General features: G+C 61.3%; 28 protein-coding genes. 14 read left to right on the top strand and 14 right to left on the bottom strand.

What is annotated here, in order from left to right:
- Positions 1 to 160 precede the first annotated feature (160 nt).
- The gene (locus tag ACFQND_RS16280) at positions 161 to 1,015 is read left to right on the top strand and encodes a c-type cytochrome (RefSeq protein WP_371439254.1); all 855 of its coding nucleotides are present in this window, start codon (positions 161 to 163) and stop codon (positions 1,013 to 1,015) included.
- A gap of 99 nt (positions 1,016 to 1,114) precedes the next feature.
- On the opposite strand, the gene ACFQND_RS16275 is transcribed toward ACFQND_RS16280, so the two are convergent.
- Genes ACFQND_RS16275 through ACFQND_RS16260 form a run of 4 tightly spaced genes read right to left on the bottom strand, consistent with a single transcriptional unit; the run spans position 1,115 to position 3,967 of the window.
- Positions 1,115 to 1,675, bottom strand: a complete 561-nt coding sequence (locus tag ACFQND_RS16275; protein ID WP_371439255.1) for a DUF2946 family protein — start codon at positions 1,673 to 1,675, stop codon at positions 1,115 to 1,117.
- A gap of 18 nt (positions 1,676 to 1,693) precedes the next feature.
- Complete coding sequence (locus tag ACFQND_RS16270; protein ID WP_371439256.1) at positions 1,694 to 2,662, bottom strand: YheT family hydrolase; 969 nt, start codon at positions 2,660 to 2,662, stop codon at positions 1,694 to 1,696.
- A 15-nt stretch (positions 2,663 to 2,677) separates the two neighbouring features.
- Positions 2,678 to 3,121, bottom strand: a complete 444-nt coding sequence (locus ACFQND_RS16265) for a YybH family protein (RefSeq protein ID WP_371439257.1) — start codon at positions 3,119 to 3,121, stop codon at positions 2,678 to 2,680.
- A gap of 51 nt (positions 3,122 to 3,172) precedes the next feature.
- Entirely contained in the window at positions 3,173 to 3,967 is a 795-nt protein-coding gene (locus ACFQND_RS16260; RefSeq protein ID WP_371439258.1) for a hypothetical protein, read from the bottom strand.
- A gap of 43 nt (positions 3,968 to 4,010) precedes the next feature.
- Here ACFQND_RS16260 and ACFQND_RS16255 point away from each other — a divergent pair, with 43 nt between their 5' ends.
- From ACFQND_RS16255 to ACFQND_RS16245, 3 genes are read left to right on the top strand one after another with little or no spacing between them, the layout of a single operon-like run.
- Positions 4,011 to 4,610: a LemA family protein gene (locus tag ACFQND_RS16255; protein ID WP_371439259.1), complete on the top strand. Its 600-nt coding sequence runs from the start codon at positions 4,011 to 4,013 to the stop codon at positions 4,608 to 4,610.
- Between the two features lie 8 nt (positions 4,611 to 4,618).
- The gene (locus ACFQND_RS16250; protein WP_371439260.1) at positions 4,619 to 5,569 is read left to right on the top strand and encodes a TPM domain-containing protein; all 951 of its coding nucleotides are present in this window, start codon (positions 4,619 to 4,621) and stop codon (positions 5,567 to 5,569) included.
- Between the two features lie 7 nt (positions 5,570 to 5,576).
- A complete protein-coding gene (locus ACFQND_RS16245) occupies positions 5,577 to 6,110 on the top strand; it encodes a TPM domain-containing protein (protein ID WP_371439261.1) in 534 nt (177 codons plus the stop codon).
- Positions 6,111 to 6,149: 39 nt separating this feature from the next.
- On the opposite strand, the gene ACFQND_RS16240 is transcribed toward ACFQND_RS16245, so the two are convergent.
- Complete coding sequence (locus tag ACFQND_RS16240; protein WP_371439262.1) at positions 6,150 to 6,728, bottom strand: cyclic nucleotide-binding domain-containing protein; 579 nt, start codon at positions 6,726 to 6,728, stop codon at positions 6,150 to 6,152.
- 138 nt (positions 6,729 to 6,866) lie between these two features.
- On the opposite strand from ACFQND_RS16240, the gene ACFQND_RS16235 reads away from it, so the two are divergent.
- Positions 6,867 to 7,235, top strand: a complete 369-nt coding sequence (locus ACFQND_RS16235; RefSeq protein WP_371439263.1) for a chorismate mutase — start codon at positions 6,867 to 6,869, stop codon at positions 7,233 to 7,235.
- The gene (locus tag ACFQND_RS16230) at positions 7,232 to 8,206 is read left to right on the top strand and encodes a Bug family tripartite tricarboxylate transporter substrate binding protein (protein ID WP_371439264.1); all 975 of its coding nucleotides are present in this window, start codon (positions 7,232 to 7,234) and stop codon (positions 8,204 to 8,206) included. The genes ACFQND_RS16235 and ACFQND_RS16230 overlap by 4 nt, the downstream gene beginning before the upstream one ends.
- Before the next feature lie 98 nt (positions 8,207 to 8,304).
- On the opposite strand, the gene ACFQND_RS16225 is transcribed toward ACFQND_RS16230, so the two are convergent.
- The 9 genes from ACFQND_RS16225 to ACFQND_RS16185 form a co-directional block, all read right to left on the bottom strand.
- On the bottom strand, positions 8,305 to 8,721 hold the full coding sequence (locus ACFQND_RS16225; protein WP_371439265.1) for a F0F1 ATP synthase subunit epsilon: 417 nt from the start codon (positions 8,719 to 8,721) through the stop codon (positions 8,305 to 8,307).
- Between the two features lie 39 nt (positions 8,722 to 8,760).
- Entirely contained in the window at positions 8,761 to 10,164 is a 1,404-nt protein-coding gene (gene atpD, locus ACFQND_RS16220) for a F0F1 ATP synthase subunit beta (RefSeq protein ID WP_305638331.1), read from the bottom strand.
- Between the two features lie 48 nt (positions 10,165 to 10,212).
- Positions 10,213 to 11,079: a F0F1 ATP synthase subunit gamma gene (atpG, locus tag ACFQND_RS16215; protein WP_371439266.1), complete on the bottom strand. Its 867-nt coding sequence runs from the start codon at positions 11,077 to 11,079 to the stop codon at positions 10,213 to 10,215.
- A 66-nt stretch (positions 11,080 to 11,145) separates the two neighbouring features.
- Positions 11,146 to 12,699 (bottom strand): F0F1 ATP synthase subunit alpha, encoded by a 1,554-nt coding sequence (gene atpA / locus ACFQND_RS16210; RefSeq protein ID WP_371439267.1) that lies wholly within the window; start codon positions 12,697 to 12,699, stop codon positions 11,146 to 11,148.
- 73 nt (positions 12,700 to 12,772) lie between these two features.
- Positions 12,773 to 13,303 (bottom strand): F0F1 ATP synthase subunit delta, encoded by a 531-nt coding sequence (locus ACFQND_RS16205; protein WP_371439268.1) that lies wholly within the window; start codon positions 13,301 to 13,303, stop codon positions 12,773 to 12,775.
- Between the two features lie 22 nt (positions 13,304 to 13,325).
- On the bottom strand, positions 13,326 to 13,796 hold the full coding sequence (locus ACFQND_RS16200) for a F0F1 ATP synthase subunit B (protein ID WP_371439269.1): 471 nt from the start codon (positions 13,794 to 13,796) through the stop codon (positions 13,326 to 13,328).
- 30 nt (positions 13,797 to 13,826) lie between these two features.
- Positions 13,827 to 14,075 carry a F0F1 ATP synthase subunit C gene (gene atpE / locus ACFQND_RS16195; RefSeq protein WP_011481294.1) on the bottom strand — a complete coding sequence of 83 codons (249 nt, stop codon included), beginning with the start codon at positions 14,073 to 14,075 and terminating at the stop codon, positions 13,827 to 13,829.
- Between the two features lie 79 nt (positions 14,076 to 14,154).
- Positions 14,155 to 15,018: a F0F1 ATP synthase subunit A gene (gene atpB / locus ACFQND_RS16190; RefSeq protein ID WP_371439270.1), complete on the bottom strand. Its 864-nt coding sequence runs from the start codon at positions 15,016 to 15,018 to the stop codon at positions 14,155 to 14,157.
- A 15-nt stretch (positions 15,019 to 15,033) separates the two neighbouring features.
- Positions 15,034 to 15,564, bottom strand: coding sequence for an ATP synthase subunit I (locus ACFQND_RS16185; RefSeq protein ID WP_371439271.1), 531 nt, complete (start codon positions 15,562 to 15,564; stop codon positions 15,034 to 15,036).
- A 249-nt stretch (positions 15,565 to 15,813) separates the two neighbouring features.
- Between ACFQND_RS16185 and ACFQND_RS16180 the strand changes: the two genes are divergently transcribed.
- From ACFQND_RS16180 to ACFQND_RS16145, 8 genes are read left to right on the top strand one after another with little or no spacing between them, the layout of a single operon-like run.
- Positions 15,814 to 16,260 (top strand): CopD family protein, encoded by a 447-nt coding sequence (locus tag ACFQND_RS16180; RefSeq protein WP_371439272.1) that lies wholly within the window; start codon positions 15,814 to 15,816, stop codon positions 16,258 to 16,260.
- Between the two features lie 18 nt (positions 16,261 to 16,278).
- A complete protein-coding gene (locus ACFQND_RS16175) occupies positions 16,279 to 17,400 on the top strand; it encodes an MBL fold metallo-hydrolase (protein ID WP_371439273.1) in 1,122 nt (373 codons plus the stop codon).
- Positions 17,397 to 17,951 (top strand): DUF2062 domain-containing protein, encoded by a 555-nt coding sequence (locus ACFQND_RS16170; protein WP_371439274.1) that lies wholly within the window; start codon positions 17,397 to 17,399, stop codon positions 17,949 to 17,951. The genes ACFQND_RS16175 and ACFQND_RS16170 overlap by 4 nt, the downstream gene beginning before the upstream one ends.
- A gap of 30 nt (positions 17,952 to 17,981) precedes the next feature.
- The gene (locus tag ACFQND_RS16165) at positions 17,982 to 18,896 is read left to right on the top strand and encodes an aminotransferase class IV (RefSeq protein WP_371439275.1); all 915 of its coding nucleotides are present in this window, start codon (positions 17,982 to 17,984) and stop codon (positions 18,894 to 18,896) included.
- Positions 18,893 to 19,210, top strand: a complete 318-nt coding sequence (locus tag ACFQND_RS16160) for a YbeD family protein (protein WP_371439276.1) — start codon at positions 18,893 to 18,895, stop codon at positions 19,208 to 19,210. The genes ACFQND_RS16165 and ACFQND_RS16160 overlap by 4 nt, the downstream gene beginning before the upstream one ends.
- 27 nt (positions 19,211 to 19,237) lie before the next feature.
- Positions 19,238 to 19,948: a lipoyl(octanoyl) transferase LipB gene (gene lipB, locus ACFQND_RS16155; RefSeq protein WP_371439277.1), complete on the top strand. Its 711-nt coding sequence runs from the start codon at positions 19,238 to 19,240 to the stop codon at positions 19,946 to 19,948.
- 25 nt (positions 19,949 to 19,973) lie between these two features.
- Positions 19,974 to 21,011, top strand: a complete 1,038-nt coding sequence (lipA, locus tag ACFQND_RS16150) for a lipoyl synthase (protein WP_371439278.1) — start codon at positions 19,974 to 19,976, stop codon at positions 21,009 to 21,011.
- A complete protein-coding gene (locus ACFQND_RS16145; protein ID WP_371439279.1) occupies positions 21,008 to 23,950 on the top strand; it encodes a DEAD/DEAH box helicase in 2,943 nt (980 codons plus the stop codon). The genes lipA and ACFQND_RS16145 overlap by 4 nt, the downstream gene beginning before the upstream one ends.
- Positions 23,951 to 24,096 lie beyond the last annotated feature (146 nt).

Below are 24,096 nucleotides of genomic sequence, written 5' to 3'. Positions count from 1 at the left end.
TGAGGACAGCCATCGATTCTACCAGCCGGCCATGACCTGCAGACACAGGGGCCGGGGATTTACGGGGCCACAGTTATAATGTGTGATTGCTGGGCAGCGTCTGTCCCGGCACACAACAAGCCCGATTCCCGCCCCCGATTCCTAGTTTTTTGAGGACGCCATGAGCGCAAACGATCACACCACGGCCCACGAAGAAGCCCACACTGGCCCGATCAAGACCCCCAAGCAGCTGCTGGCAGCGGTCTTTTTCTCTTTCGTTATTCCCATTTTCGGCATCATCGGGCTGGTTTATTACGTAGCCTCGGCCAACAAGACGGCCCCGGGCGCAGTGGATACCGAAAAAGCTGTGGCGCAGCGTATCCAGAAAATCGGCGCCGTTGAAATCCGCGATGCCAACCGCCCGCTCAAGGCTGGCGAAGAGGTCTACAAGGCCCAGTGTGCAGCCTGCCACGCCACAGGCGCAGCCGGTGCCCCGAAATTTGGCGATGTCGCCGCCTGGGCACCGCGCATCAAGACCGGTTTTGAAGCACTCTGGAATTCAGCACTCAAGGGCAAGGGCGCCATGGGTGCGCAGGGCGGTGGTGACTTTGCAGACACCGAAATCGGCCGCGCCGTGGTTTACATGACGGCAGCCGCCGGCGGCAAATTTGCCGAACCTGCAGCGCCTGTTGCTGCCGCATCCGCGCCCGCCGATGCAACTGCTGCTGCGGGCCCATCGGCCGATGTGCTGGCCGCGCTGGCAGCTGCCAACAAATCGGCTGCGCCCGCTGCCGGTGGCAATGCGGTCCCTGCGCTGTACACACAGACCTGCGCCGTCTGCCATGCCGCAGGCGTTGCCGGTGCCCCCAAACTGGGTGACAAGGCCGCCTGGGGACCTCGCCTGGGCGATGGCGTTGATGGCATGGCGGCCATCGCCATCAAGGGCAAGGGCGCCATGCCTCCCAAGGGCGGATCGACAGCATCCGATGCAGAAATCAAGGCGGTTGTGCAGTACATGGCCAACGCGGTGAAATAAAACTGCAGGGCCAAGGGCCCGACACATAAAAAAGCCGGTTCAACCCGGCTTTTTTTATGCAAAAAATGCCTGTGGCCGTCTAAATATGCACGCCACCAGCTATTGTTTTTGTAGCGCCTGCGGACTGCTCACGTAGCCATAGCGCGCCGGCAGGTCGCTGGCAGCGGCATCTTGCGGCACCCACAAGCCCTGCTCTATGGCATCGGCCGCGTACATCATGTCCTGTGTGTGGACCAGGCCAAAACCCAGATCGGTCTCCAGGTAGACGCGCCCTGCCTCATCAACCACACAGCGCTGCGGCCGGGCCGCGTCACCGGTATGTGCGGCCACTGAAAAATCGGCCGCAACCCGCCAGATCAGGGGCGTGGCTTCAAGCTCCACGTATACGCGCTGCGGTCCATTCTGGAAAAACCACTGGCCCTGCGCGTCACTTTCGTAGTTGCGCTGGATAAAGTCGATCAGCTTGTCGTGCTTCAAAATCGAGCCTTTGCTGGCCTTCTGGCGGGCGGGGTCCATGCCGGCCACGCCGCAAAACGGCCCTGCGGCCTGCGCCCTGTCGTCGCGCATGTACCAGTTGCCGCGCGCATCCAGTCCCAGCCAGCCGTAGCAGTCGGGCACGTTGGGCCATTTGGCCAGCGCGGCCTTGACGATGTCATCCATGGTTTTTCATTCCAGCGGTCAAAGGTGGGTCGCAAAAAAGTTTGCTACGGCTTCCGGCATGGCCCTGACATGTCCCGGGAACGGTGCAGAAGGAAAGCCCACATGCCCGCCCTGCTGCGGCTGCCACAAGGTCACGCTGGCGCTGACCTCACCGGCCTGCGGCAGGCTCCACGCGGGGATAAAAGGGTCATTGTGGGCATTGAGCGCCAGCGCAGGCACGCCGACCTTGTGCAGGTGCGGCTTGGCGGAGGCGCGCGACCAGTAATCCTCGGTGTTTTTAAAGCCATGAACAGGCGCGGTGAACACGTTGTCAAAGGTGTACAGGTCACGCGCTGCCAGCAAGGCATCACGGCTGAACAATCCGGGGTGTTGCTCCAGCTTTTGCAGTGCCTTGGGCACCATGGTCCTGAGGAACATCCGGGTGTAGACCTGCCGGTTGAAACCCCGGCCAATGGCCCAGCCGCCTGCCGCCAGGTCCAGCGGCGAACAGACGGCGGCAACAGCGCTCACCACGGCGCCAGCCGCAGCGCCCATCTCGCCGGCCCAGCGCATCAGGGCATTGCCGCCCAGCGATACGCCCACCGCCAGTACCGGACCGCGGTGCTGTGCCTTGAAGCGCCGCAAAATCCAGTCGATCTCTTCAAAATCACCCGAGTGGTAGGCACGCGGTGCGTGGTTCATCTCGCCCGAGCAGCCGCGAAAATGCGGCACGGCACAGTCCCAGCCGCGCAGCCGCGCAACATCGGCGAGCGCCTCGGCGTAATGGCTGGCAGACGAGCCCTCCAGCCCGTGAAAGACGACCAGCAGCGGCGCATCGGCCGTGCCGGCATGCTCCAGAAAATCGACGTCTACAAAATCGTTATCCGGCGAGGCCCAGCGCTCACGGCGAAACACCGGCTTGGGCCCCAGAAAACGTTGCGCGCGCAAGGCGGCCCAGATGGTTTGCAGGTTGCCGCCGGGCAGCCACCAGGGTGCGGAGTAGTTCATGACTGCAACACCATCTCAGTGAAGCACCTGCGGACTGTCAGAGAGTTCCTGCATCTCACGCGGGGTGCCGGGGCTGGCATGGTGCGCGATCATGCGCCAGCCCTGCGCTGTCTTCTGGTAGACATTGGTGGCGATCACGTAGGCGTGGCGCGGACCTTCTTCGGTCAGCACGTCTATACGTTCAAGCACGCTGTGCACACTGGCGCCCATGGATTCCACCGTGCGCACCTTTTCAGCACGTGCCTGGATGCTGCCATTGGCAAACATGGCTTCAAACGCCGCGCGTATGACACCCGCACCGATCAGCCGCGCACCGCCGGGATGGACACACACAATGTCGTCTTCGTCTGCCCAGCAGGCCATGAGTTTTTCGATGTCACCGCTTTGCAGCGCTTCATAAAAAGCGGCTTCGGTGTCGTCAGCGCTGCCGAGGGCAGCCGGGGTTTTTGGATTTCGCATGGGGTCATCCGGATAGGTGATGTGCCTGGGTGATGTGCTGGCGTCTCGGTGTCAATCCAGCCTTGTATTAAGCCACGCCTGCAATGCCGCACGGGGTTCGCTGCCCTGCCCCTGCGCAAACTGCCACAGAAGCTCGGGCGGGGCCACATGCGTTCCTGCCGGCAGCAACGGCAAGATGGCATCGACAAACTCTGCAAGCTTTGCCGGCCGGATGGGCCGCTCGCTCGCGGGAATCATGTAGCTGAGTGTGGAAAGCATCCAGGCCGCGGTCCGCGCCAAAAACCCGGAGGGTTTTTCGGCTGCCTTCTTCCGGGCCGAGCGCACCAGCAGCAGGCGCTCGAACCCCACGCTGGAAACGGCCTGCTCGTCCAGGTTGGCAAGGCCACGCTTGAGCGCTTCGGGCAAGCGGCCCTCCGCATGCGGCATGACCACCACCAGCGTCTGCACGCCGCAGCGGCCAAGCCACCGGGCCAGGCCCAGCAGTTGTTCAGGGCCGGGCGTCCACAACGCACGTTCGCGGTCATGGTACAGGCGGGGCGGCTCGAACATCACCACCCCAATCTGCGCGCGCAAGGCCTGCACCGGCCAGCTGTCGCAGGCACCCTGGGCCGCCAGTGTGATGCCGACTTGCAGCAGCCCGGTCGTGATGGGCTCCCTGGCCAGCACCTGCGTACGGGAAAAGCGGCCACTGCCTGCCAGGCGGCGCAAGACCTCACTGCCCAAGGCACCGGTGGCACCGGCGACGATCAGGCCCGGTTTTGCCGGAGCCGCAACGGCACCCCGCCGCAGTGCGGCCTGCAGTGCAGAGGAAACAGTATCTTCGGCCTGGCTGGAAAAATACGACATTCGACTATGTTAGTGTTGCGGCTTGAATTCAGGAGGCTTTTACATGAAATCCCGTATTTTGAGTTGGCTCATAGTGGGCTTTGTCAGCGCATTGCTGACAGGCTGCGGTTACAACGACTTCCAGCGCCTGGACGAGCAGACCAAGTCGGCCTGGTCCGAGGTTCTGAACCAGTACCAGCGGCGCGCCGATCTGGTGCCCAATATTGTGGCCACCGTCAAGGGTGAGGCAGCGTTTGAACAGGACACCCTGACCAAGGTTATCGAGGCGCGGGCCAAGGCCACGTCTATCCAGGTCACACCTGAAACGCTCAACGACCCGGCGGCTTTCAGCAAATTCCAGGCGGCGCAAGGCGAACTGGGCAGTGCGTTGAGCCGGCTGATGGTGGTCAGCGAACGTTATCCGGACCTCAAGGCCAACAAGGGTTTCTCGGACCTGCGCGTGCAGCTCGAGGGCACGGAAAACCGCATCACCGTGGCCCGCAACCGCTACATCCAGACGGTGCAGGAGTACAACGTGCTGGCGCGCAGTTTCCCGAGCAACCTGACGGCCATGGTTTTCAGCTACAACGTCAAGCCGAACTTCTCGGTGCAGAACGAAGCGCAGATTTCCGTGCCGCCAACCGTCAGTTTTGACAAAAAATAAGGCAAAAAGTGCCTCTGCCCGCCATTTCACGCGCGCGACTAGCTATACATTTAATAGCAATCCTGGCGCTCGCCATTTGCGGGTTTTTCGCGCCCATGCACCATGCGTCGGCGCAGGACCTGCAAGCCATACCGGCCCTGAACGCCCATGTGATGGACACCACAGGCACGCTGGATGCCGCTCAGAAACAGGCGCTGGAAGCCAAGCTCGCGGCATTTGAGGCCAGCCGGGGCGCGCAGATTGTGGTGCTGATGGTGCCCAGCACCCAGCCCGAAGACATCACGGCCTATACCCAGCGCGTGGGCGACAGCTGGAAAATCGGGCGCAAGGGCATAGGCGACGGCCTGCTGCTGGTCGTGGCCAAGAATGACCGCAAGGTCCGCATCGCCACCGCCAAGACACTTGAAGGCGCCATTCCCGACCTGGCTGCCAGGCAGATCATCGACAGCGCCATCACGCCGCGTTTCAGGCAGGGTGATTTTGCAGGCGGCCTGGACGCGGCAGCCGACCAGCTCATGGCCCGCATCAGCGGCGAGAACCTGCCGCTCCCGCCGTCCGAAGGCAGCCAGGGCAGCGGCAAACATGGCGACCAGGGTTTTCAATGGACAGACCTGGCGGTGTTTCTGTTTTTCGCCGTTCCCATAGGCGCCCGCGTGCTCTCCGGCATCCTGGGGCGCAAGGGCGGGGCCATCACCACCGGCGGCATTGTCGGCCTGCTGGCATGGGTTTTCACAAGCAGCCTGTTGCTGGCCGGTGGCGCGGCGCTTGTCGCGACCCTGTTCGGGCTGTTTGCAAGCCTGGGCTCCCTGGGCGGATTCGGCGGCGGAAGGTCGTCCGGCTGGGGCGGCGGTGCCATGGGGGGTGGCTCAAGCTGGGGCCGCGGTGGCGGAGGTGGCGGCGGATTCAGCAGCGGTGGCGGTGGGGACTTTGGCGGCGGCGGCGCCTCGGGTGACTGGTGAACAAACGATGAACATCAAGCAATTCAAACGTGTGTTGAAACACCTATGGCTGGATGCATCGGATGCCCGCCGCGCGATCCCGCCCGACATGCTGCAGCGGCTGGCAAAGCGGGTGGGCGCCAGCGAAAGCCGCCATAGCGGGCAGATACGGATTTGCGTGGAGGCTGCGCTGCCCATGAGCTACCTCTGGCGCCTGGGCGCCAACACCACCATCAAGCACCTGCTGCACCAGCGGGCCGTGATGCTTTTTGGCAAGCTGCGCGTCTGGGACACCGAGCACAACAATGGCGTTCTGATCTACCTTCAGCTGGCGGAGAGGGGCATTGAGATCGTGGCGGACCGCGGCCTCAGCCGCCAGGTGCCGCCTGCTGAATGGCGGGCCATGACCCAGCGCATGGGCGCGGCTTTTCGCGAGGGAAAGTTTGAGGACGGCCTGACGCAGGCGCTGGAAGAAGTGTCTGCCCTGCTGGTGGAGCACTTCCCGGTGACTGCAGGCGAGCCGCAGCGCAACGAATTGCCCAACGAACCGGTTGTGGGTTAAACGCCAGGCGCAACACCGCACCGGGGTCGGCCGCCCGGCTCAACGGTCGAAAATAACGCCGCTTTTGATCTGATGCGCGGCGTTCAACTCCTGCTGCAGCGCACGGCTCAGGCCACCCAAAGTCCGGATCTTCCGGTTGGCTTCGCGCAGGCGATCGGACAGCCGCTTGGAGATGGCGAGCATCAAACGCGCCGCGACAGCCGGGTTGCTTTTGATCAGCGTGAGCAGGGCTTCACGCGACAGCACGGCGACAGCAAGATCGGAAGTTGCCGTGCAGGACGCAGAACGCGGCGCGCCATCGAGCACGCCCATCTCGCCTATCAGGCTGCCGGGGCCGATGACGGACATCACCATGCTGTCATCCATGGACGCCACCTCGTTGTCGACCAGCACCTCGCCCTCCAGGATCAGCATCATGAAGTCGGTGTGCGTGACCTCGCCTTCCTTGATCAGCACCGTGCCTATTTCCACCCGCCTCAGCAGCATGAAACTGATGACCGTCCGTGCATCCGCCTTGCTGAGGTCCGCCAGCGCCGTCGGCGTCACCAGCAGGTGCGCCGCATTTTCCTGATTGGCATCCTTGAACGGTGCGGAATATCGGTTTCGGGAGAACAACATGGTCCGATTGTAAAGACTCGTGACAATCAGTCTTTGCCTTGTTGGCCGATTGCGCAACGCACCGACAGCACCCATCGCCGGCCGGTCGCTGCACAGTAGACTCTGGGCTTTGCATTCCTCTCAACTGCCGGACCTCCCATGAACCAGGAACCCTCCACCGACGGGGCGGCGCTTCGCCGCTACCATGACCCGGACTACGAACCGCTGTGCGCGACGCTGGCCGATGTACGCGCCAACATTGATCGCCTGGACCGGCAGATCGTCCCTTTGCTGGCCGAACGCGGTCGTTACGTCAAGGACGCGGCCCGCTTCAAGCGGGATGCCTTCCAGGTGTCGGCGCCGCAGCGCCAGCAGGAAGTGATAGACAAGGTGCTGGCACTGGCCAGCGAGCATGGCGCTTACCCCGAAGTCATCGAGGCTTGCTACAGGGCCATGATTGCCGGCTTCATCGCCCGGGAACAACAGGACTTTGCCGGCATGTCGGCCATAGAGGAGAAGCAGACATGAAACTCCCCCGTTTTTGGCTGATGGCTTTGGCCATGCCGGCGCTCGCCTGCACCCATGTTTCTGCGCAGGAATGGCCGCAGCGCGTGGTCCGGATTGTTGTGCCCTTTGCGGCCGGCTCCTCACCGGATATTCTTGCGCGCATCGTCAACGACAAGCTGGCGGCACGGCTGGGCCAGCCGCTGATTGTGGAGAACCGTCCCGGCGCGGGCGGAAACACCGGCACGAGCCAGGTGGCAAAAATGGCGGCCGACGGCCATACCTTTTTGCTGTCGGTGAATGCGCCCCTGGTCTACAACACGGTCCTCTATAAAAACCTGCCTTACGATCCGTTCCGCGACCTGGTGCCGGTGACGCTGGCAGCGACCACACCCAACGTCTGCGCAGTCTCCAACGGACTTGGCGTGGACTCCGTGAAGGGCTGGCTGGACACCGCGCGCCGCAACCCCGGAAAATACAACTTCGCCTCGACCGGCAACGGCTCCATCTCACACCTGAGCATGGAGCTGATCAAGCTAAAGACCAATTCATTTGCGGTGCATTTCCCCTACGCCTCTTCAGGCCAGGCCGTCACCGCGATGATCCAGGGCGATATCCAGTTTGCCTGCCTTCCGCCCGTGGCCATCATGCCGCAGGCCAGGGCCGGACGGCTCAAGGCCCTGGCCGTGACATCGGCGCAGCGTTCCCCGCTGCTGCCGGAACTGCCGACCCTCAAGGAGTCGGGGCTGGACGACATCCAGGCATCGCCATGGTTTGCCTACATGGCCCCCAGGGGCACATCACCGGCAGTGGTCCAGCGCATGAGCCGGGAGATTGCCGCGGTACTCAAGGACCCGGACGTGCAGCGGCATTTGCAGACCGCGTACTTTGACCCGGTCGGCAGCACGCCCGAAGAGCTGGCGAAATTCATGCGCGAGGAACTGCAGCGCTGGAAGCCGGTGATCGAGCGCATAGGACTCAAACCCGACATGTGACAAGCGCCGGCCGCGAGCGGCTGGCGCTTGTTCTTGGCAACAGCACAGAAAACAAAAAAACCGCCCGAAGGCGGTTTTTCTTTACCCGTTCGGGTGGCTTATTTTTTCTGGCGGTATTTGCGCAGGGCGGCGATTTGAGCGGCCATCACGGCAAGCTCGGATTGCGCCATGGCAATATCGATATCGCTCTTCGCGTTCTTCAGGGCTTCCTCGGCCGCGGACTTGGCTTCCACAGCCTTGGCCTCGTCGAGATCCTTGCCGCGAATGGCGGTATCGCTCAGCACGGTCACGCAATTGGGCTGCACTTCGAGCAGGCCACCGGCCACAAAGACAAACTCTTCCGAGCCATCGGCCTTTTCAATGCGCACTGCGCCCGGCTTGATGCGGGTGATCAGCGGTGTGTGGCGCGGGTAGATACCCAGCTCGCCAGCCTCGCCGGGCAAAGCCACAAACTTGGCTTCGCCGGAGAAGATCGACTCTTCTGCAGATACGACGTCGACGTGGATGGTGGACATAAACGTTCCTTAAATTGAAAAATTTCTGAGGCGTGAGCCTTAGACCTTCTTCGCTTTCTCGAAAGCTTCGTCAATGGTACCGACCATGTAGAAGGCCTGCTCTGGCAGGTGATCGCACTCGCCAGCCACAATCATCTTGAAGCCGCGGATGGTTTCAGCCAGGCTGACGTACTTGCCGGGGGAACCGGTGAACACTTCAGCAACGTGGAAAGGCTGCGACAGGAAACGCTGGATCTTGCGCGCGCGGGCCACGGCCAGCTTGTCTTCAGGGGCCAGTTCGTCCATGCCCAGAATCGCGATGATGTCGCGCAGTTCCTTGTAGCGCTGCAGCGTACCCTGCACGGCACGGGCCGTGGCGTAGTGGTCTTCGCCCACCACGTTGGGGTCGAGCTGGCGGCTGGTCGAATCCAGCGGATCCACCGCAGGGTAGATGCCCAGCGAAGCGATGTCACGCGACAGCACCACGGTGGAATCCAGGTGGGCAAAGGTCGTGGCAGGCGACGGGTCGGTCAAGTCATCGGCAGGAACGTAAACGGCCTGGATGGAAGTGATGGAACCGACCTTGGTGGAGGTAATACGCTCTTGCAGGCGGCCCATTTCCTCGGCCAGCGTAGGCTGGTAACCCACAGCGGAAGGCATGCGGCCCAGCAGAGCCGACACTTCGGTACCAGCCAGCGTGTAGCGGTAGATGTTGTCCACAAAGAACAGAACGTCACGGCCTTCATCACGGAAGGACTCGGCGATGGTCAGGCCGGTCAGCGCAACGCGCAGACGGTTTCCTGGGGGCTCATTCATCTGGCCGTAAACCATGGCAACCTTGGATTCGCCGAGGTTCTCGAGATTCACGACGCCGGAGTCGGCCATCTCGTGGTAGAAGTCATTGCCTTCGCGGGTACGTTCACCCACACCGGCAAACACCGACAGACCCGAGTGCGCCTTGGCGATGTTGTTGATGAGTTCCATCATGTTCACGGTCTTGCCGACGCCGGCGCCACCGAACAGGCCCACCTTGCCGCCTTTGGCGAACGGGCAAACCAGGTCAATCACCTTGATGCCGGTTTCCAGCAGTTCCTGCGATGGCGACAGTTCGTCATAGGCAGGAGCCTTGCGGTGGATGGGGGCGGTCAGGGTCTGGTCGACCGGGCCGCGCTCGTCGATAGGCGCGCCCAGCACGTCCATGATGCGGCCCAGCGTGGCCTTGCCCACCGGAACCGTGATGTTGGCGCCGGTGTTGTACACCACGTTGCCGCGGCGCAGGCCGTCGGACGTGCCCAGCGCGATGGTACGCACAATGCCGTCGCCCAGCTGCTGCTGGACTTCCAGCGTCAGTGCAGAGCCTTCCATCTTGAGCGCATCGTAAATCTTGGGCATCTGGTCGCGCGCAAATTCCACGTCAACCACCGCACCGATACACTGAACAATCTTGCCTTGAGCTTGAGCCATGATTGGATCCTTTTCTGTTCTTTAAGTCTTTAAATCAGGTGTGGCGGCTTAGACCGCAGCAGCACCGGCAACGATTTCCGAAAGTTCTTTCGTGATCGCCGCTTGACGCGTTTTGTTGTAAACCAGCTTGAGTTCGCCAATAACGCTGCCGGCGTTGTCGGTCGCGGCCTTCATGGCCACCATGCGGGCGGACTGTTCCGACGCCATGTTCTCGGCCACAGCCTGGTACACCAGCGCTTCCACGTAGCGGACCAGCAGGTCGTCAATCACGGTCTGTGCATCAGGCTCGTAAATGTAGTCCCAGCCATGCTGGTCCTTGTCAGCCTGCATGTTTTCTGCGGTCAAGGGCAGCAACTGCTCAACGACAGGTTCCTGGCGCATGGTGTTGATGAACTTGGTATAGCACAGATACACCGCCTTGATCTTGCCTTCGCTGTAGGCGTCGAGCATCACCTTGACGGGGCCGATCAGCTTGTCCAGATGCGGCTTGTCACCAAGCTGCGTCGCATGTGAAACCACCTTCGCGCCAACCCGGTTGAGAAAACTCAGGCCCTTGTTACCGATGGCAACAGCCTGCGCCTCTTCGCCTGCAGCCTGCAGGTCCTTGAGCCTGGCCGTGACAGCGCGCAGCACGTTGGTGTTCAAACCACCGCACAAACCCTTGTCAGTCGTCACCACGATAAACCCGGTGGTCTTGGTGTCGTTGGACTCCATGAACGCGTGGGTGTATTCGGGGTTGGCCTGAGCCAGGTTGGCCGCGATGTTGCGGATCTTGTCGCTGTAAGGACGGGCAGCACGCATCCGTTCCTGCGCCTTGCGCATTTTGGAGGCCGCCACCATTTCCATGGCTTTGGTGATCTTTTTGGTGTTTTCCACCGACTTGATCTTGCCGCGTATTTCCTTGCCTGCTGCCATAGTTGGTCCTAAGGGTTCCTGATGTTGTCTAGAAGCGCTTGCTTGAGTGTGCTTTTAGGCCAGGGCTCAGGCAAACGACTTCTTGAACGCAGCCACGGCAGTGGTCAGTTCAGCTTCGGCGTCCTTGTCCATGGCCTTGTTGGCTTCGAGCTTGGCCATCAGCGCAGCGTGCTTGTCCTTGAGGTAGCTGTGCAGGCCCGACTCGAAAGCCAGAACCTTCTTGACATCCACGTCGTCCATGTAGCCCTTGTTCACGGCGAACAAAGTGGCACCCATGTTGGAGATGGACAAAGGCGAGTACTGGGCCTGCTTGAGCAGTTCAGTCACACGGGCGCCGCGATCGAGCTGCTTGCGGGTGGCTTCGTCCAGATCGGAAGCGAACTGCGCAAACGCAGCCAGTTCACGGTACTGGGCCAGGTCGGTACGGATACCGCCGGACAGGTTCTTGATCAGCTTGGTCTGGGCAGCACCACCGACGCGCGACACCGAGATACCGGCGTTGATCGCGGGACGGATACCGGCGTTGAACAGGCTGGTTTCCAGGAAAATCTGGCCATCGGTAATCGAAATCACGTTGGTAGGCACGAAGGCCGACACGTCACCGGCTTGCGTTTCAATGATGGGCAGGGCCGTCAATGAACCGGTCTTGCCCTTGACGGCGCCTTTGGTGAAGTCTTCAACGTATTTTTCGTTCACGCGGGCTGCACGTTCGAGCAAACGGCTGTGCAGGTAGAACACGTCGCCAGGGTAGGCCTCGCGTCCTGGCGGACGGCGCAGCAGCAAGGAAACCTGGCGATAGGCCACGGCCTGCTTGGACAGATCGTCATACACAATCAGAGCGTCTTCACCGCGATCGCGGAAGTATTCGCCCATGGTGCAACCGGAGTAGGCGCTCACGTACTGCATCGCTGCCGATTCGGAAGCGGAAGCTGCGACAACGATGGTGTATTCCATGGCGCCGGCTTGTTCCAGCGAGCGCACCACGTTCTTGATGGACGAGGCTTTCTGGCCAATCGCGACATAAATACACTTAACGCCCTGACCCTTTTGGGCAATGATGGCGTCGATGGCCACAGCGGTCTTGCCGGTCTGGCGGTCGCCAATGATCAGTTCGCGCTGGCCGCGGCCGACGGGAACCATCGAGTCAATCGACTTGATACCGGTTTGCAGGGGCTGGTCGACCGATTTACGGGCGATCACACCAGGTGCAACCTTTTCGATCACGTCGGTCATCTTGGCGTTGATAGGGCCTTTGCCGTCGATAGGCTGACCCAGTGCGTTGACCACGCGGCCAAGCAGTTCAGGACCGACCGGCACTTCAAGAATGCGGCCCGTGCATTTGACGGTGTCGCCTTCGGCCAGGTGTTCGTATTCACCCAGAATCACGGAGCCGACCGAGTCACGCTCCAGGTTCAGTGCGAGGCCATAGGTAGGCGTGCCGTCGGCAGTGGCGGGGAACTCGAGCATCTCGCCCTGCATCACATCGGACAGGCCGTGAATGCGCACGATACCGTCGGTAACCGACACAACGGTGCCCTGGTTACGGATGTCGCTGTTGGCGGTCAGGCCTTCAATACGGCTCTTGATCAGTTCAGAAATTTCTGCGGGATTGAGTTGCATGACTCTTTCCTTCTTTCTTGGGTTATTGGCTAAAAGCTGGACTAAAAATTGAGGTTGAGCGCGGAGCGCAACATCACGAAATCAGCGCTGCTTTCATTTGCTCTAAACGGGCTTTTACCGAGGTGTCCAGCACCTCGTCACCCACCACGACACGTACGCCGCCTATCAGTTCAGGCTCCAGCTCCACCTTGAGGTTGAGCTTCCTGCCGAAGCGTTTTTCCAGCGTTGCCGCCAGATCGGCCAGCGCCGCGCCGTCGAGCGCAAAGGCGCTGTAGACGGTGGCGTCGGACGAGCCGCTCTGTGCGTTTTTGAGGGCGCGGAACTGGCTGGCAATTTCCGGCAGAACGCTGATGCGCCCGTTATCGATCACGGCGCGCAGGAAGTTTTTGGCGGCTTCCGGCAACTGGGCTTTCGCCACGCCGGAAATCACGTCAAACGTCTGCGCGGCGGTCACGCTGGGATTGCCCGCGTACTGCTGCAACTGCTCGTTGGAAGCAATGGCGGCCAGCTCATCGAGCCAGACAGCCGTACCCGCGAGGTCAGCCCCGGCGGTCTTGAACAGCGCTTCAGCGTAGGGACGGGCAATGGTGGCTAGTTCGGCCATAGTGATGCTCGCTTGGGTTCAGTCAAAGTTCAGTCTTCAGGCGGCCCAACAAGTCAGCATGCACGCCGGCATTGACTTCCTTGCGCAGAATCTGCTCGGCACCCTTGACGGCCAGTGCGGCAACCTGCTCACGCAGGGTCTCGCGGGCCTTGACGGTCTGCTGCTCAGCTTCAACCTTGGCGGCGGCAATGATCTTGCTGCCTTCTTCGGTTGCCTTGGCTTTTGCTTCTTCAACCATGGCTTGCGCACGGCGCTCAGCCTCGGCCAGACGCACGGCAGACTCGTTGCGCGATTTGGCCAGTTCTTCTTCAACGCGCTTGTTGGCGACGGAGAGTTCAGACTTGGCCTTGTCGGCAGCGGCGAGGCCGTCGGCGATTTTTTGGGCACGTTCGTCCAGCGCTTTCGTAATGGGCGGCCACACAAATTTCATTGTGAACCACACCAGGATCGCGAAAACGATCGCCTGGACGAACAGGGTTGCATTAATACTCACGGCAACGCCTTTCTGTCGGGGTTGTGACGATTACTTCAGCACAAAAGGATTGGCAAACGCGAACATCATCGCAATACCAACACCGATCAGGAATGCGGCGTCGATCAGACCTGCAAGCAGGAACATCTTGGTTTGCAGTTCGTTCATCAGCTCAGGCTGGCGTGCAGCTGCTTCGAGGTATTTGCTACCCATGATGCCGATGCCGATACAGGCACCAACAGCGCCCAGACCGATGATCAGGCCAGCGGCCAAAGCGACAAAACCGAGTACGTGTTCCATTTAAAAGCTCCTATGGATTTAAGTTGACTAACAAACTAACAAAAGAAAAGGAAAAAAGAAAACCAGACCGACAACAAACCTAGTGGTGATCGTGGGCCTGGCCCACATACACCAGTGCCAGCATCATGAAGATGAAGGCCTGCAAGGTGATGATCAGAATATGGAAGATGGCCCAGACCGTTCCAGCCAGGATATGGCCGATAGGCAGCAGGACACCCGACATCGACATGGCGGCAGTACCGCCCATGAGTGCGATCAGCATGAACACCAGCTCGCCAGCGTACATATTGCCGAACAACCGCATGCCGTGCGAGACGGTCTTCGCGGCAAACTCAATCATTTGCATCAGGAAGTTGACGGGCCACAGAATCGGGTGATTGCCAAACGGCGCGGTGAACAGTTCATGCACCCAGCCGCCCGCGCCCTTGATCTTGATGTTGTAGGCGATGCAGACCACCAGCACGGACAGAGACAGGCCCAGCGTGGTTGAAAGATCGGCAGTAGGCACAGAGCGCATATAGGCGTGGCTCGCGTCATGGCCAGCCGCGCCATAGGCCCATGCCCAGACCTTGGGCAGGAAGTCGACCGGCAACAAGTCCATGGCATTCATCAGGAAAATCCAGACAAACACGCTCAGCGCAAGGGGGGCGACCAGTTTGCGGCTTTGGGCGTTTTTGATGATGCCCTTGGCCTGGGTGTCGACCATTTCGACCAGGATTTCTACCGCAGCCTGGAAGCGGCCAGGTATGCCGGACGTGGCCTTGCGCGCTGCCAGCCACAAAAAGAGGCTGCCGACAACACCCAAAAGCACGGCCCAGATGATCGAGTCAATGTTGTAGACCGAAAAATCGATGACGCCGCTCATTGGCTTGTTTTGCCAATGCGTCAGATGGTGACCAATGTATTCACCAGCGGTCAAAGCGTTTCCGGAAGATTCACTCATCTCTCAACTCTTTATTTAGATTACGCTTAACTTCTTCAGTTTGGGCTGGAGCAACAGCACCAGCCAAACCACCTTCATTGTCACTACCAGGCCAACCAGCATGGCCGGCCAGCTCAAATCCGAAACTATCCGGGGCGCGGCGAACAACATGGCCACCGCAAGGCCAATCTTGACCATTTCCCACATGAAAAATCCGGCCACCGCAGCACCCGGATTCATCGAAGACACCTTGCTCATCAAACCACGCGCAAACAGGGCGCCCGGAATGACCACAGCCAGCGCACCATACAGCGCAGACCAGCCCTTGCTTTGCTGCCCGGTCAGACCCCAGGCGGCACACGCCACCAGAACCCCAACCACCAACTGACCCAACAACACCACCCAGGGGGATATTGAAGGCTTCGCCTCGCGAAGCTTCTGGGCCTCTTCCCGGCTCAGGGGCTTGAAAACCTCTTCCCCGGCACCAACATCCTCTGCTGGATGATTTTGCCGAGGCGCTTTTGCCACTCCCGCCGGATTGGCTGCCGAATCTTCTATTTTGTGCATCACAAATTACAGGAAGGTTACAGGGCAGTTACAAGCGGTTTACGCAAGCCGTATTTAGCAAAGCCCCTGATTATACGTAGAAACCCCTGAGCATCCCGAAAAACCCTCTAAGCCGGTTTGAAAGCACGCCATGACCGCATGGCTTTCAGGCTGTTGTGGGTCACGGGCAGGGACTCGTACACAATAGGAGAACCGGGCAAGCAATCGCCCCGGGCCCGCATCCGATCAAAGCAAAAACAAGGACCCGCCATGTCTGCCCTGATGAAATTCCTGCACATCGCCGCCGCCATCACCTGGCTGGGCGGCGCCGGTTTTATGCTGTTTGCGCTGCGCGCGGCCGCAGCCGAGCAACTTGCACCGCCGCAGCGGCTGCCTCTGATAACGCAGGTGCTGCGGCGTTTTTTTGCGATGGTGTGGCCGGCCATTGCCATTTTGCTGGTGACCGGCCTGGCCATGCTGCTGCGCGTCGGGACGAAAAACGCACCCATGGGCTGGCACCTGATGTTCGGCATCGGCCTTCTGATGTTCGCACTGTTCGGCCACCTGTATTTCGGGCCATTTCGCCGCCTCAAGCTTGCTGTCACAGCCTCCGACTGGCCAGAAGGCGGCCGTCGTGTCGGGCAAATCGCCAGCCTGGCGATGATCAACCTGGTACTGGGCGCGCTGGCGATTGCCGCAGTCATTTTCCTGGTCTGACACAGGAGTTGCGGGGCCATGCATATCGTGCGTACAGCACTTGCCAGTCTTTGGCTGATGCTTTTGGCGGCTTGCACTGCCGTAAACCCCGACTACGACCCGGCAAAACCGCACCATACGGCCAGCGGATTCAAGAACAACTACGCAGGCTCGGTCAACAAGAAGTTCAGCGAGCTGGTTCAATGGCAAATTGAACGGCGCCAGCAGGGTTTGCCGAAACTGCCGGCGCAGCCTGTATCCACGCAGGCACCGGACCTGACAGCCATCAGGAACTACACAAAGCCGGCAAATGACCAGCTCCAAACACCGGCTATTACCTGGATAGGTCACGCCAGCATGCTGGTGCAGGCAGGCGGCCTGAACGTGCTCACCGACCCGGTTTTATCGGAGCGCGCCAGCCCCTTTTCATTTTTGGGTCCCAAACGCGCACAGCCGCCCGGCGTGGCGCTGGCCGACCTGCCCTTGATCGATGTGGTGCTGATCTCGCACAACCACTACGACCACCTGGACAAGGCCTCCGTCCTGGACATCGCCGCACGCTCGGCAGCCGCCGGCAGCCCGACGCTGTTCCTGGTGCCGCTGGGCATGAAGTCATGGTTCACCGACCTGGGCATCAAGCAGGTCGTCGAGATGGACTGGTGGGACAAACAGGTCGTGAAAGGCGTGGAGTTCAACTTCACGCCGGTGCAGCACTGGTCGGCCCGCGGCTTTGGCGACCGCAGCCAGACGTTATGGGGCGGTTATGCGGTATTTGCGCCCGAGCTCCAGTGGTATTTCAGCGGTGACACCGGTTACTCAAAGGATTTCACCGACACGCGCGCGCGGTTTGCAGACCGCCAGACGGCGGCCAACGGCGGTGGTTTTGACCTGGCATTGATTGCCGTTGGCGCTTATGAACCACGCTGGTTCATGGCCAGCCAGCACGTCAATCCGGCCGAGGCCGTGCAGATCCACAAGGACCTGGGTGCCAAACGCAGCGTGGGCGTGCACTGGGGCACCTTCGAGCTGACCGACGAACCGCTGGACCAGCCGCCCAAAGACCTTGCTACGGCGCGCATCGCACAAGGCCTGCAAGATGCCGATTTCAGCGTGATGGCGATTGGCGAGACCCGCCTGTTACAGCCCCGAACCAAACCATGACGGCAGACAAAACACCCAAACCCGCAAAGGCCCCAAAAACCCCGAAAAAGGACGCGCAGTGGACTGAGCACTGGAAGGCCGCCATTCCGACCCGCGAGACACTGGCAGGCAACCGCTGGCTCAAACCCGTTGCGCACCGCGTGCTGGAGCCCCGGCTGTGGCACCTACAGCACGAGGCGGTGGCGCGCGGGGCGGCCATAGGCATTTTCTGGGCGTTCGCCATTCCCTTCGCACAAACCGTGGCGGCGGTGGCGCACAGTGTCTGGTGGCGCGCCAATATTCCGGTCGCGGCTGGCGCGACATTGCTGACCAACCCATTTACAGTGAGTTTCTGGCTCTGGCTGGCTTACCAGACCGGCAGCCTGCTTATCGACGCCCCGCCGCCAGCGCCACTGGCCGAAAGCGAAAGCGTGGTGGCCTGGATGGCATCTTTTGGCGGCCCTGCCATACTTGGCATGGGTATTTTTGCCGTGGGCGGCGGCGCCCTGGCCTATGTATGCGTCAAGCTCGCCTGGCGCCTGCGCATCTGGTTCAAACGACGCAAGCGCTGATTCCTGCCACTGACTTTTGAGGCCCCTGCCATGACAACACCATCATTGCCAGATTCACTTTGCTACCTCAATGGCGAATACACCGCACTCAAGGACGCAAAAATCAGCGTACTGGACCGCGGCTTCATTTTTGGCGACGGCGTGTACGAGGTCGTGCCCTGCTACGCCGGCAAGCTGTTTCGTTTTGCGCAGCACATGGCACGGCTGGACCGCAGCCTCGCCGAGTTGCGCATCAGCAACCCCTTGACACATGCCCAATGGCGTGAAATTGCTACAAAATTAGTAGCTGACTACGCTCTAGGTACGGAGGCCAGGGGCCTGAATGATGCAAAAAACGACCAGATCATCTACATCCAGGTAAGCCGGGGCGTGGCCATGCGTGACCACCCCATGCTGCCCGGCCTCACGCCCACGGTGTTTGTCATGACCAACGCCATGAAGCTGCCGACCGCACAGCAGCGCAGCGAGGGTGTGGCCTGCGTGACGGCCGACGACTTCCGCTGGGAAAAGGCCCACATCAAGAGCACCAGCCTGCTGGGCGCGGTGTTTTCGCGCCAGATCAGCGTGGACGCCGGGGCGCTGGAAACCGTGATGTTCCGGGGCGACTATCTGAGCGAGGCGGCCGCCAGCAACGTATGGGCGGTCAAGGGCGGCAAAGTCATGGGACCACCCAAAGACAGGCTGGTGCTTGAAGGCATACGTTACGGCCTGATTGAAGAAATGTGCCGCGCAGCGGGCATCCCCTTTGAATTGCGCCGCATCACACGCGCCGAGGTGCTGGACGCCGACGAACTGCTGCTGTCGTCCGCCACCAAGGAAGTGCTGCCGATTACCCTGCTTGACGGCCAGCCGGTTGGCCATGGGCTGGGAAAAGGCCGGCCCGGCCCCATCTATACAAAGTTATACGCTGCATACCAGCAGGCCAAACAGGAAACCCAGCCATGAATTCTTCCGTTGAAAACACGCCCGATCCCGACCTCACGCCGGAAGCACCCGCGCGCAAGGACTCGCTGATCGATTACCCGTCGCTGTTCCCCATCAAGGTCATGGGCATCAAGACGGACGGCCTTGTCACGGCGATCACCCATGTCGCCCACCAGTTCGACCCGGCGTTCGACGCCTCCACCATAGAGCTGCGCGAAAGCAAGGGCGGCAAATACCTGGGCGTGACCATCACCGTCACAGCCACCAGCCGCGAGCAGCTCGACGAGCTGTACCGCACACTGAGCACGCACCCCATGGTCAAAGTGGTGCTCTAGGGCCAAGACGCACTCCGGAAATCCTGCATGCAGCCTGATGTACGCCGCCTGGGCCGGGTCGACTATTTGCCAGTTTTTGAGGCCATGAAAGCCTTTACAGGCAGCAGAAACGCCCAAAAAACAGATGAAATCGGCCTGAGGCCCAATGAGAATGCGCGCGACCAGCTATGGATTTGTGAGCACAACCCGGTCTACACCCAGGGCCTGGCGGGCAAAAGCGACCACATCCTGAACCCCGGCGACATCCCCGTGGTGCAAACCGACCGCGGTGGCCAGGTGACCTACCACGGGCCGGGACAGGTGGTGGCTTACCCGCTGATAGACCTCAAACGCGCGGGCTATTACGTCAAGGAATACGTCTACCGGATCGAAGAGTCCGTGATCAAGACGCTTGCGCATTTTGGCGTGACCGGGCACCGCGTCACGGGCTCGCCTGGCATTTATGTGCGTATGGATGATCCGGCCTCACACGCTGCCCTCAGCGGCCCGCTGGACCCGACAGACCCTTTTCGCGGCCTGGGCAAAATTGCGGCCCTGGGCATCAAGGTCAGCCGGCATTGCACCTACCACGGCGTGGCCTTCAATGTCGCGATGGACCTGGAGCCCTTCACGCGCATCAACCCTTGTGGTTATGCCGGGCTGAAAACTACAGACCTTTCTACAATCGGCGTATCGGCAAGCTGGCAAGAGGTTGCGGATGTGCTGGGCCAAAAGCTCAGCACGTATCTGGCGCCTTGAAGCCGCACACACAACGAAACAAACCATGAGCACCACAGAAGTCGTACGCGATATCCAGAGCACTGAAGACTACAACCCCCTGGCCAAACAAAAGGCTGCGGCCAAGCTGTCGCGTATTCCGGTCAAGGTCGTGCAGGGCGAAGTGCTGAAAAAACCCGACTGGATTCGCGTCAAGGCCGGCAGTCCCACCACCCGTTTTTACGAGATCAAGCAGATCCTGCGCGAGAACAAGCTCAACACCGTGTGCGAAGAAGCCAGCTGCCCCAACATCGGCGAATGCTTCGGCAAGGGCACGGCGACCTTCATGATCATGGGCGACAAGTGCACACGCCGCTGCCCATTTTGCGACGTGGGCCACGGCCGGCCCGATCCGCTGGACGTGAACGAGCCGCTGAACCTGGCCAAGACCATTGCCGCACTGAAACTCAAATACGTGGTCATCACCAGCGTGGATCGCGACGATTTGCGCGACGGCGGCAGCGGCCATTTTGTGGAATGTATCCAGAAGATTCGCGAGCTCTCGCCCGGCACCACGATTGAAATCCTGGTACCCGACTTCCGCGGCCGCGACGACCGCGCACTGGAAATCCTGAAGGCCGCGCCACCCGATGTGATGAACCACAACCTGGAAACCACGGCACGCCTCTACAAGGAAGCCCGCCCCGGCAGCGACTACCAATTTTCACTGAACCTGCTGAAAAAATTCAAGGCCTTGCACCCCGGCGTGCCGACCAAAAGCGGCATCATGGTCGGCCTGGGTGAAACCGACGAAGAAATCCTGCAGGTCATGCGCGACATGCGTGCACACGACATCGACATGCTGACCATCGGCCAGTACCTGGCACCCTCAACCAGCCACCTGCCTGTGCGTCGTTATGTGCACCCCGACACCTTCAAGATGTTTGAGGCCGAAGCCTACAAAATGGGCTTTACCCACGCCGCCGTCGGCGCCATGGTGCGCAGCAGCTACCACGCAGACGAACAGGCCCATGCCGCAGGCGTGTCGGACAGGCCGGCCGGCGTACTGGACCAGTTCACCGCCGTCGCCCAGCCCAACCTTTGAGCGGGGACGGGCTACGGCTGAACCTGGCCTCGCTGTCCGCGCAGTTTTCCAAAGCCAGCTTCGAAACCGGCCTGGCGCTTTACCGCAGCCAGCAGGTGGAAGACTGCAGCATCAGCCGCGTCAACACCCGCGAATGGAGCCTGGCCGGCACGGTGCGCGCCGGCGGCAAAACCGCGCTACGCCATGAGGTCACGGCCGAACTCGAAGCCTCGGCCGACGGCGAGATCACTTTTTTCAGCGGTCAATGCAACTGCGGTGTGAGCCGCAACTGCCGGCACAGCGCCGCGCTGGCCGTCAAGGCCGCTTACCAGTCGGCCAACACGGTTAACCCGGACGACGCCCTCGCCAAACCTTCGCCCCGGCCTATCACCGCAGGCGTCGGTGATCTTTTCAGCGTGTTGCGCAACGAACCCTCCGCGCCCCTTGATCCTGTCACCTCGCAGGAAACGCCTGTCGGCCCCACCTCCAGTCAACGTTTTCCAAGCGGTCCTTCCCTAGACCTCTTTGGCGACCCAGCCCCGGACACAGCCAAAGCACCGGCATTGCCGCTACCTGAACCGGCGGACATGCCGACCGGCCCCGCGCCCATCCCGCACCTGCATATCGAAGCCGTTCCACCGGAACTGGTGGAGCAACGCGGCCTGTTTTGCGCCACCTTGCGTTTCAATTACGCAGGCCTGTTTCACTACGCGCTCAACGACCACAACCCGGTACGCATCGAAACCGCCGTTGCCGGTGAGCAGACCTTGCTCTACCGCGACCTGCCCGCCGAACATGCCGCAGACCGCGCGCTGCACAAACTCGGCCTGGCCGGCGATGCACGTGGCCAGTTCCTGCGGACCTTTATCTCCATGGCCCAGCAGCAAGCCTGGTTGCAGTGGCTGGACGACGATTTCGCGATGTTGCGCGCCGCCGGCTTTGAGGTAAGCGTAGCGCCCGGACTGGCAAGCTGGATCGCGCGGGCCGACAGACTGGACGCACGTATGGAGAACGACGCGGGTGACCTCGCCGATATAGGTGCCACGGGCAACAGTGCGTCCCAGTGGTTTCGTCTCTCGCTGGGCATGAACATCAACGGCGAGCGCCGCAACGTCCTGCCGTTGCTGCCCGAGTTGCTGGCGCAACTGGGCCTGGCCGCCAGCGGCACGGCCGACAACACGGGCCGACCGCTGGTCACGTTGCAATTGCCGACCTACATCTACCTTCGCCAGCAGGACGGCAGCTACTGGCGCCTGCCCTGCGAGCCCTTGCGGCCCTGGCTGCAGGCACTGCTAGATATCCTGGCCGAACGTGCGCAGCACAAGGACGCCAGTAGCGCCTTTCACGAAGGCAGCTTGCGCCTGTCGCGACTGGAGGCCTTGCGGCTGGGCATCGCGCTGCACGAAACCGCTGGCGACAACCCGGTCTGGCAAGGCGCACAAAACCTGCTGGATGCACTCAGGCCGCTAACCGGCGGCGCGCCCCTGCCGTCCATGCCTGCGCCCGCCGGATTGAAGGCCGAACTTCGCCCCTACCAACTGCAGGGCCTGCGCTGGCTGCAGTTCCTGCGTGCCCACAGCCTGGGCGGCATCCTGGCCGACGACATGGGCCTGGGCAAAACGCTGCAGACCCTGGCCCACATCCAGTGTGAAAAAGAAGCCGGTCGCCTGGATCGGCCAACACTGATCCTGGCACCGCTCAGCCTGATGGGCAACTGGCGGCGCGAAGCCACACGTTTCACTCCAGGCCTGCGCGTGATTGTGGTGCATGGTCAGAAGCGTCATCGCGCCGCGGCGCGCATGGGCGGCTGCGATATCGTGATTGCACCCTACTCGCTGCTGCAGCGCGACCGTGCGCACTGGCTGCAGCAGGCCTGGCACCTCGTGGTGCTGGACGAAGCGCAACACATCAAAAACGCCAGCAGCCAGGCCGCACGCGTCGCGGCCGAACTCAACACGCGGCACCGGCTTTGCCTGTCGGGCACCCCCATGGAAAACCACCTGGGCGAGCTGTGGAGCTTGTTCAACTTTTTAATGCCGGGCTTCCTGGGTAGCGCTGCGCGTTTTCGGGCCTTGTACCGCGCGCCGATTGAACAACAGGCTGACAACGAACGCCTGGCCCAGCTGCGCCGCCGCATCACACCTTTCATGCTGAGGCGCACCAAACACGAGGTCGCCACCGACCTGCCGGACAAACAGGAAGTGGTAGCCAGTGTCGAGTTCGACGACGCTCAAGCCGACCTGTACGAAAGCATTCGCCTGTCGACCGAAAAAACCGTGCGTGATGCGCTGGCCAACAAGGGCCTGGGCTCCTCGCAGTTCGAAATCCTGGAAGCCCTGGTGCGGCTGCGGCAAGTGTGCTGCGACCCTCGCCTCCTGCCAAGCTCCTCGGCCTCATCAACCGGCGCTGTTGTACCCGCCTCAGCCAAGCTCGACTGGTTGATGGAGACCTTGCCCCGCATGCTGGACGAAGGCCGGCGTGTGTTGCTGTTCTCGCAGTTCACCGGCATGCTGGCCTTGATCGAGGAGGCGCTGGCCGAACGCGGCATGCGCTGGGTCAAGCTCACCGGGCAGTCGCAAAACCGCGACGCCATCATTGATAGATTCACCTCGGGCGAGGTGAAGCTGTTCCTGATCAGCCTCAAGGCCGGCGGCACCGGCCTGAACCTGCCGCAGGCCGACACCGTGATCCACTACGACCCGTGGTGGAATCCGGCCGTGCAGGAACAGGCCACGGCGCGTGCCCACCGCATGGGCCAGACCCAGCCGGTGCTGGTCTACCGGCTGGTGGCGCAGGGCACGATTGAAGAACGCATACTCGCGCTGCAGGAGCGCAAGGCCGCACTCGCCGAAGGCCTTTACAGCGATGCAACGGCGCGCGGCGAAACCATGCTGAGCGAGGATGACCTGACCGCGTTGCTGGAGCCGCTGGGTGCCTGTAGTGACCAGATGGGTGTTTGACTTCATAAGCAACAGGGGGGCGGCCGAATTCATCTCCCATGACCGGGCGTTTCAGAGGATGCACAAGAGGACACACACCGACCGGAAACAGACGCGGACAGGCGGTCCAGGCTGCAATACCATGAGGGTTCTGGAACTCATTTATC

Source organism: Polaromonas aquatica (genome assembly GCF_042659145.1).
Taxonomy (GTDB): domain Bacteria; phylum Pseudomonadota; class Gammaproteobacteria; order Burkholderiales; family Burkholderiaceae_C; genus Polaromonas; species Polaromonas aquatica.
This window is presented reverse-complemented; position numbering and strand designations above follow the sequence as displayed.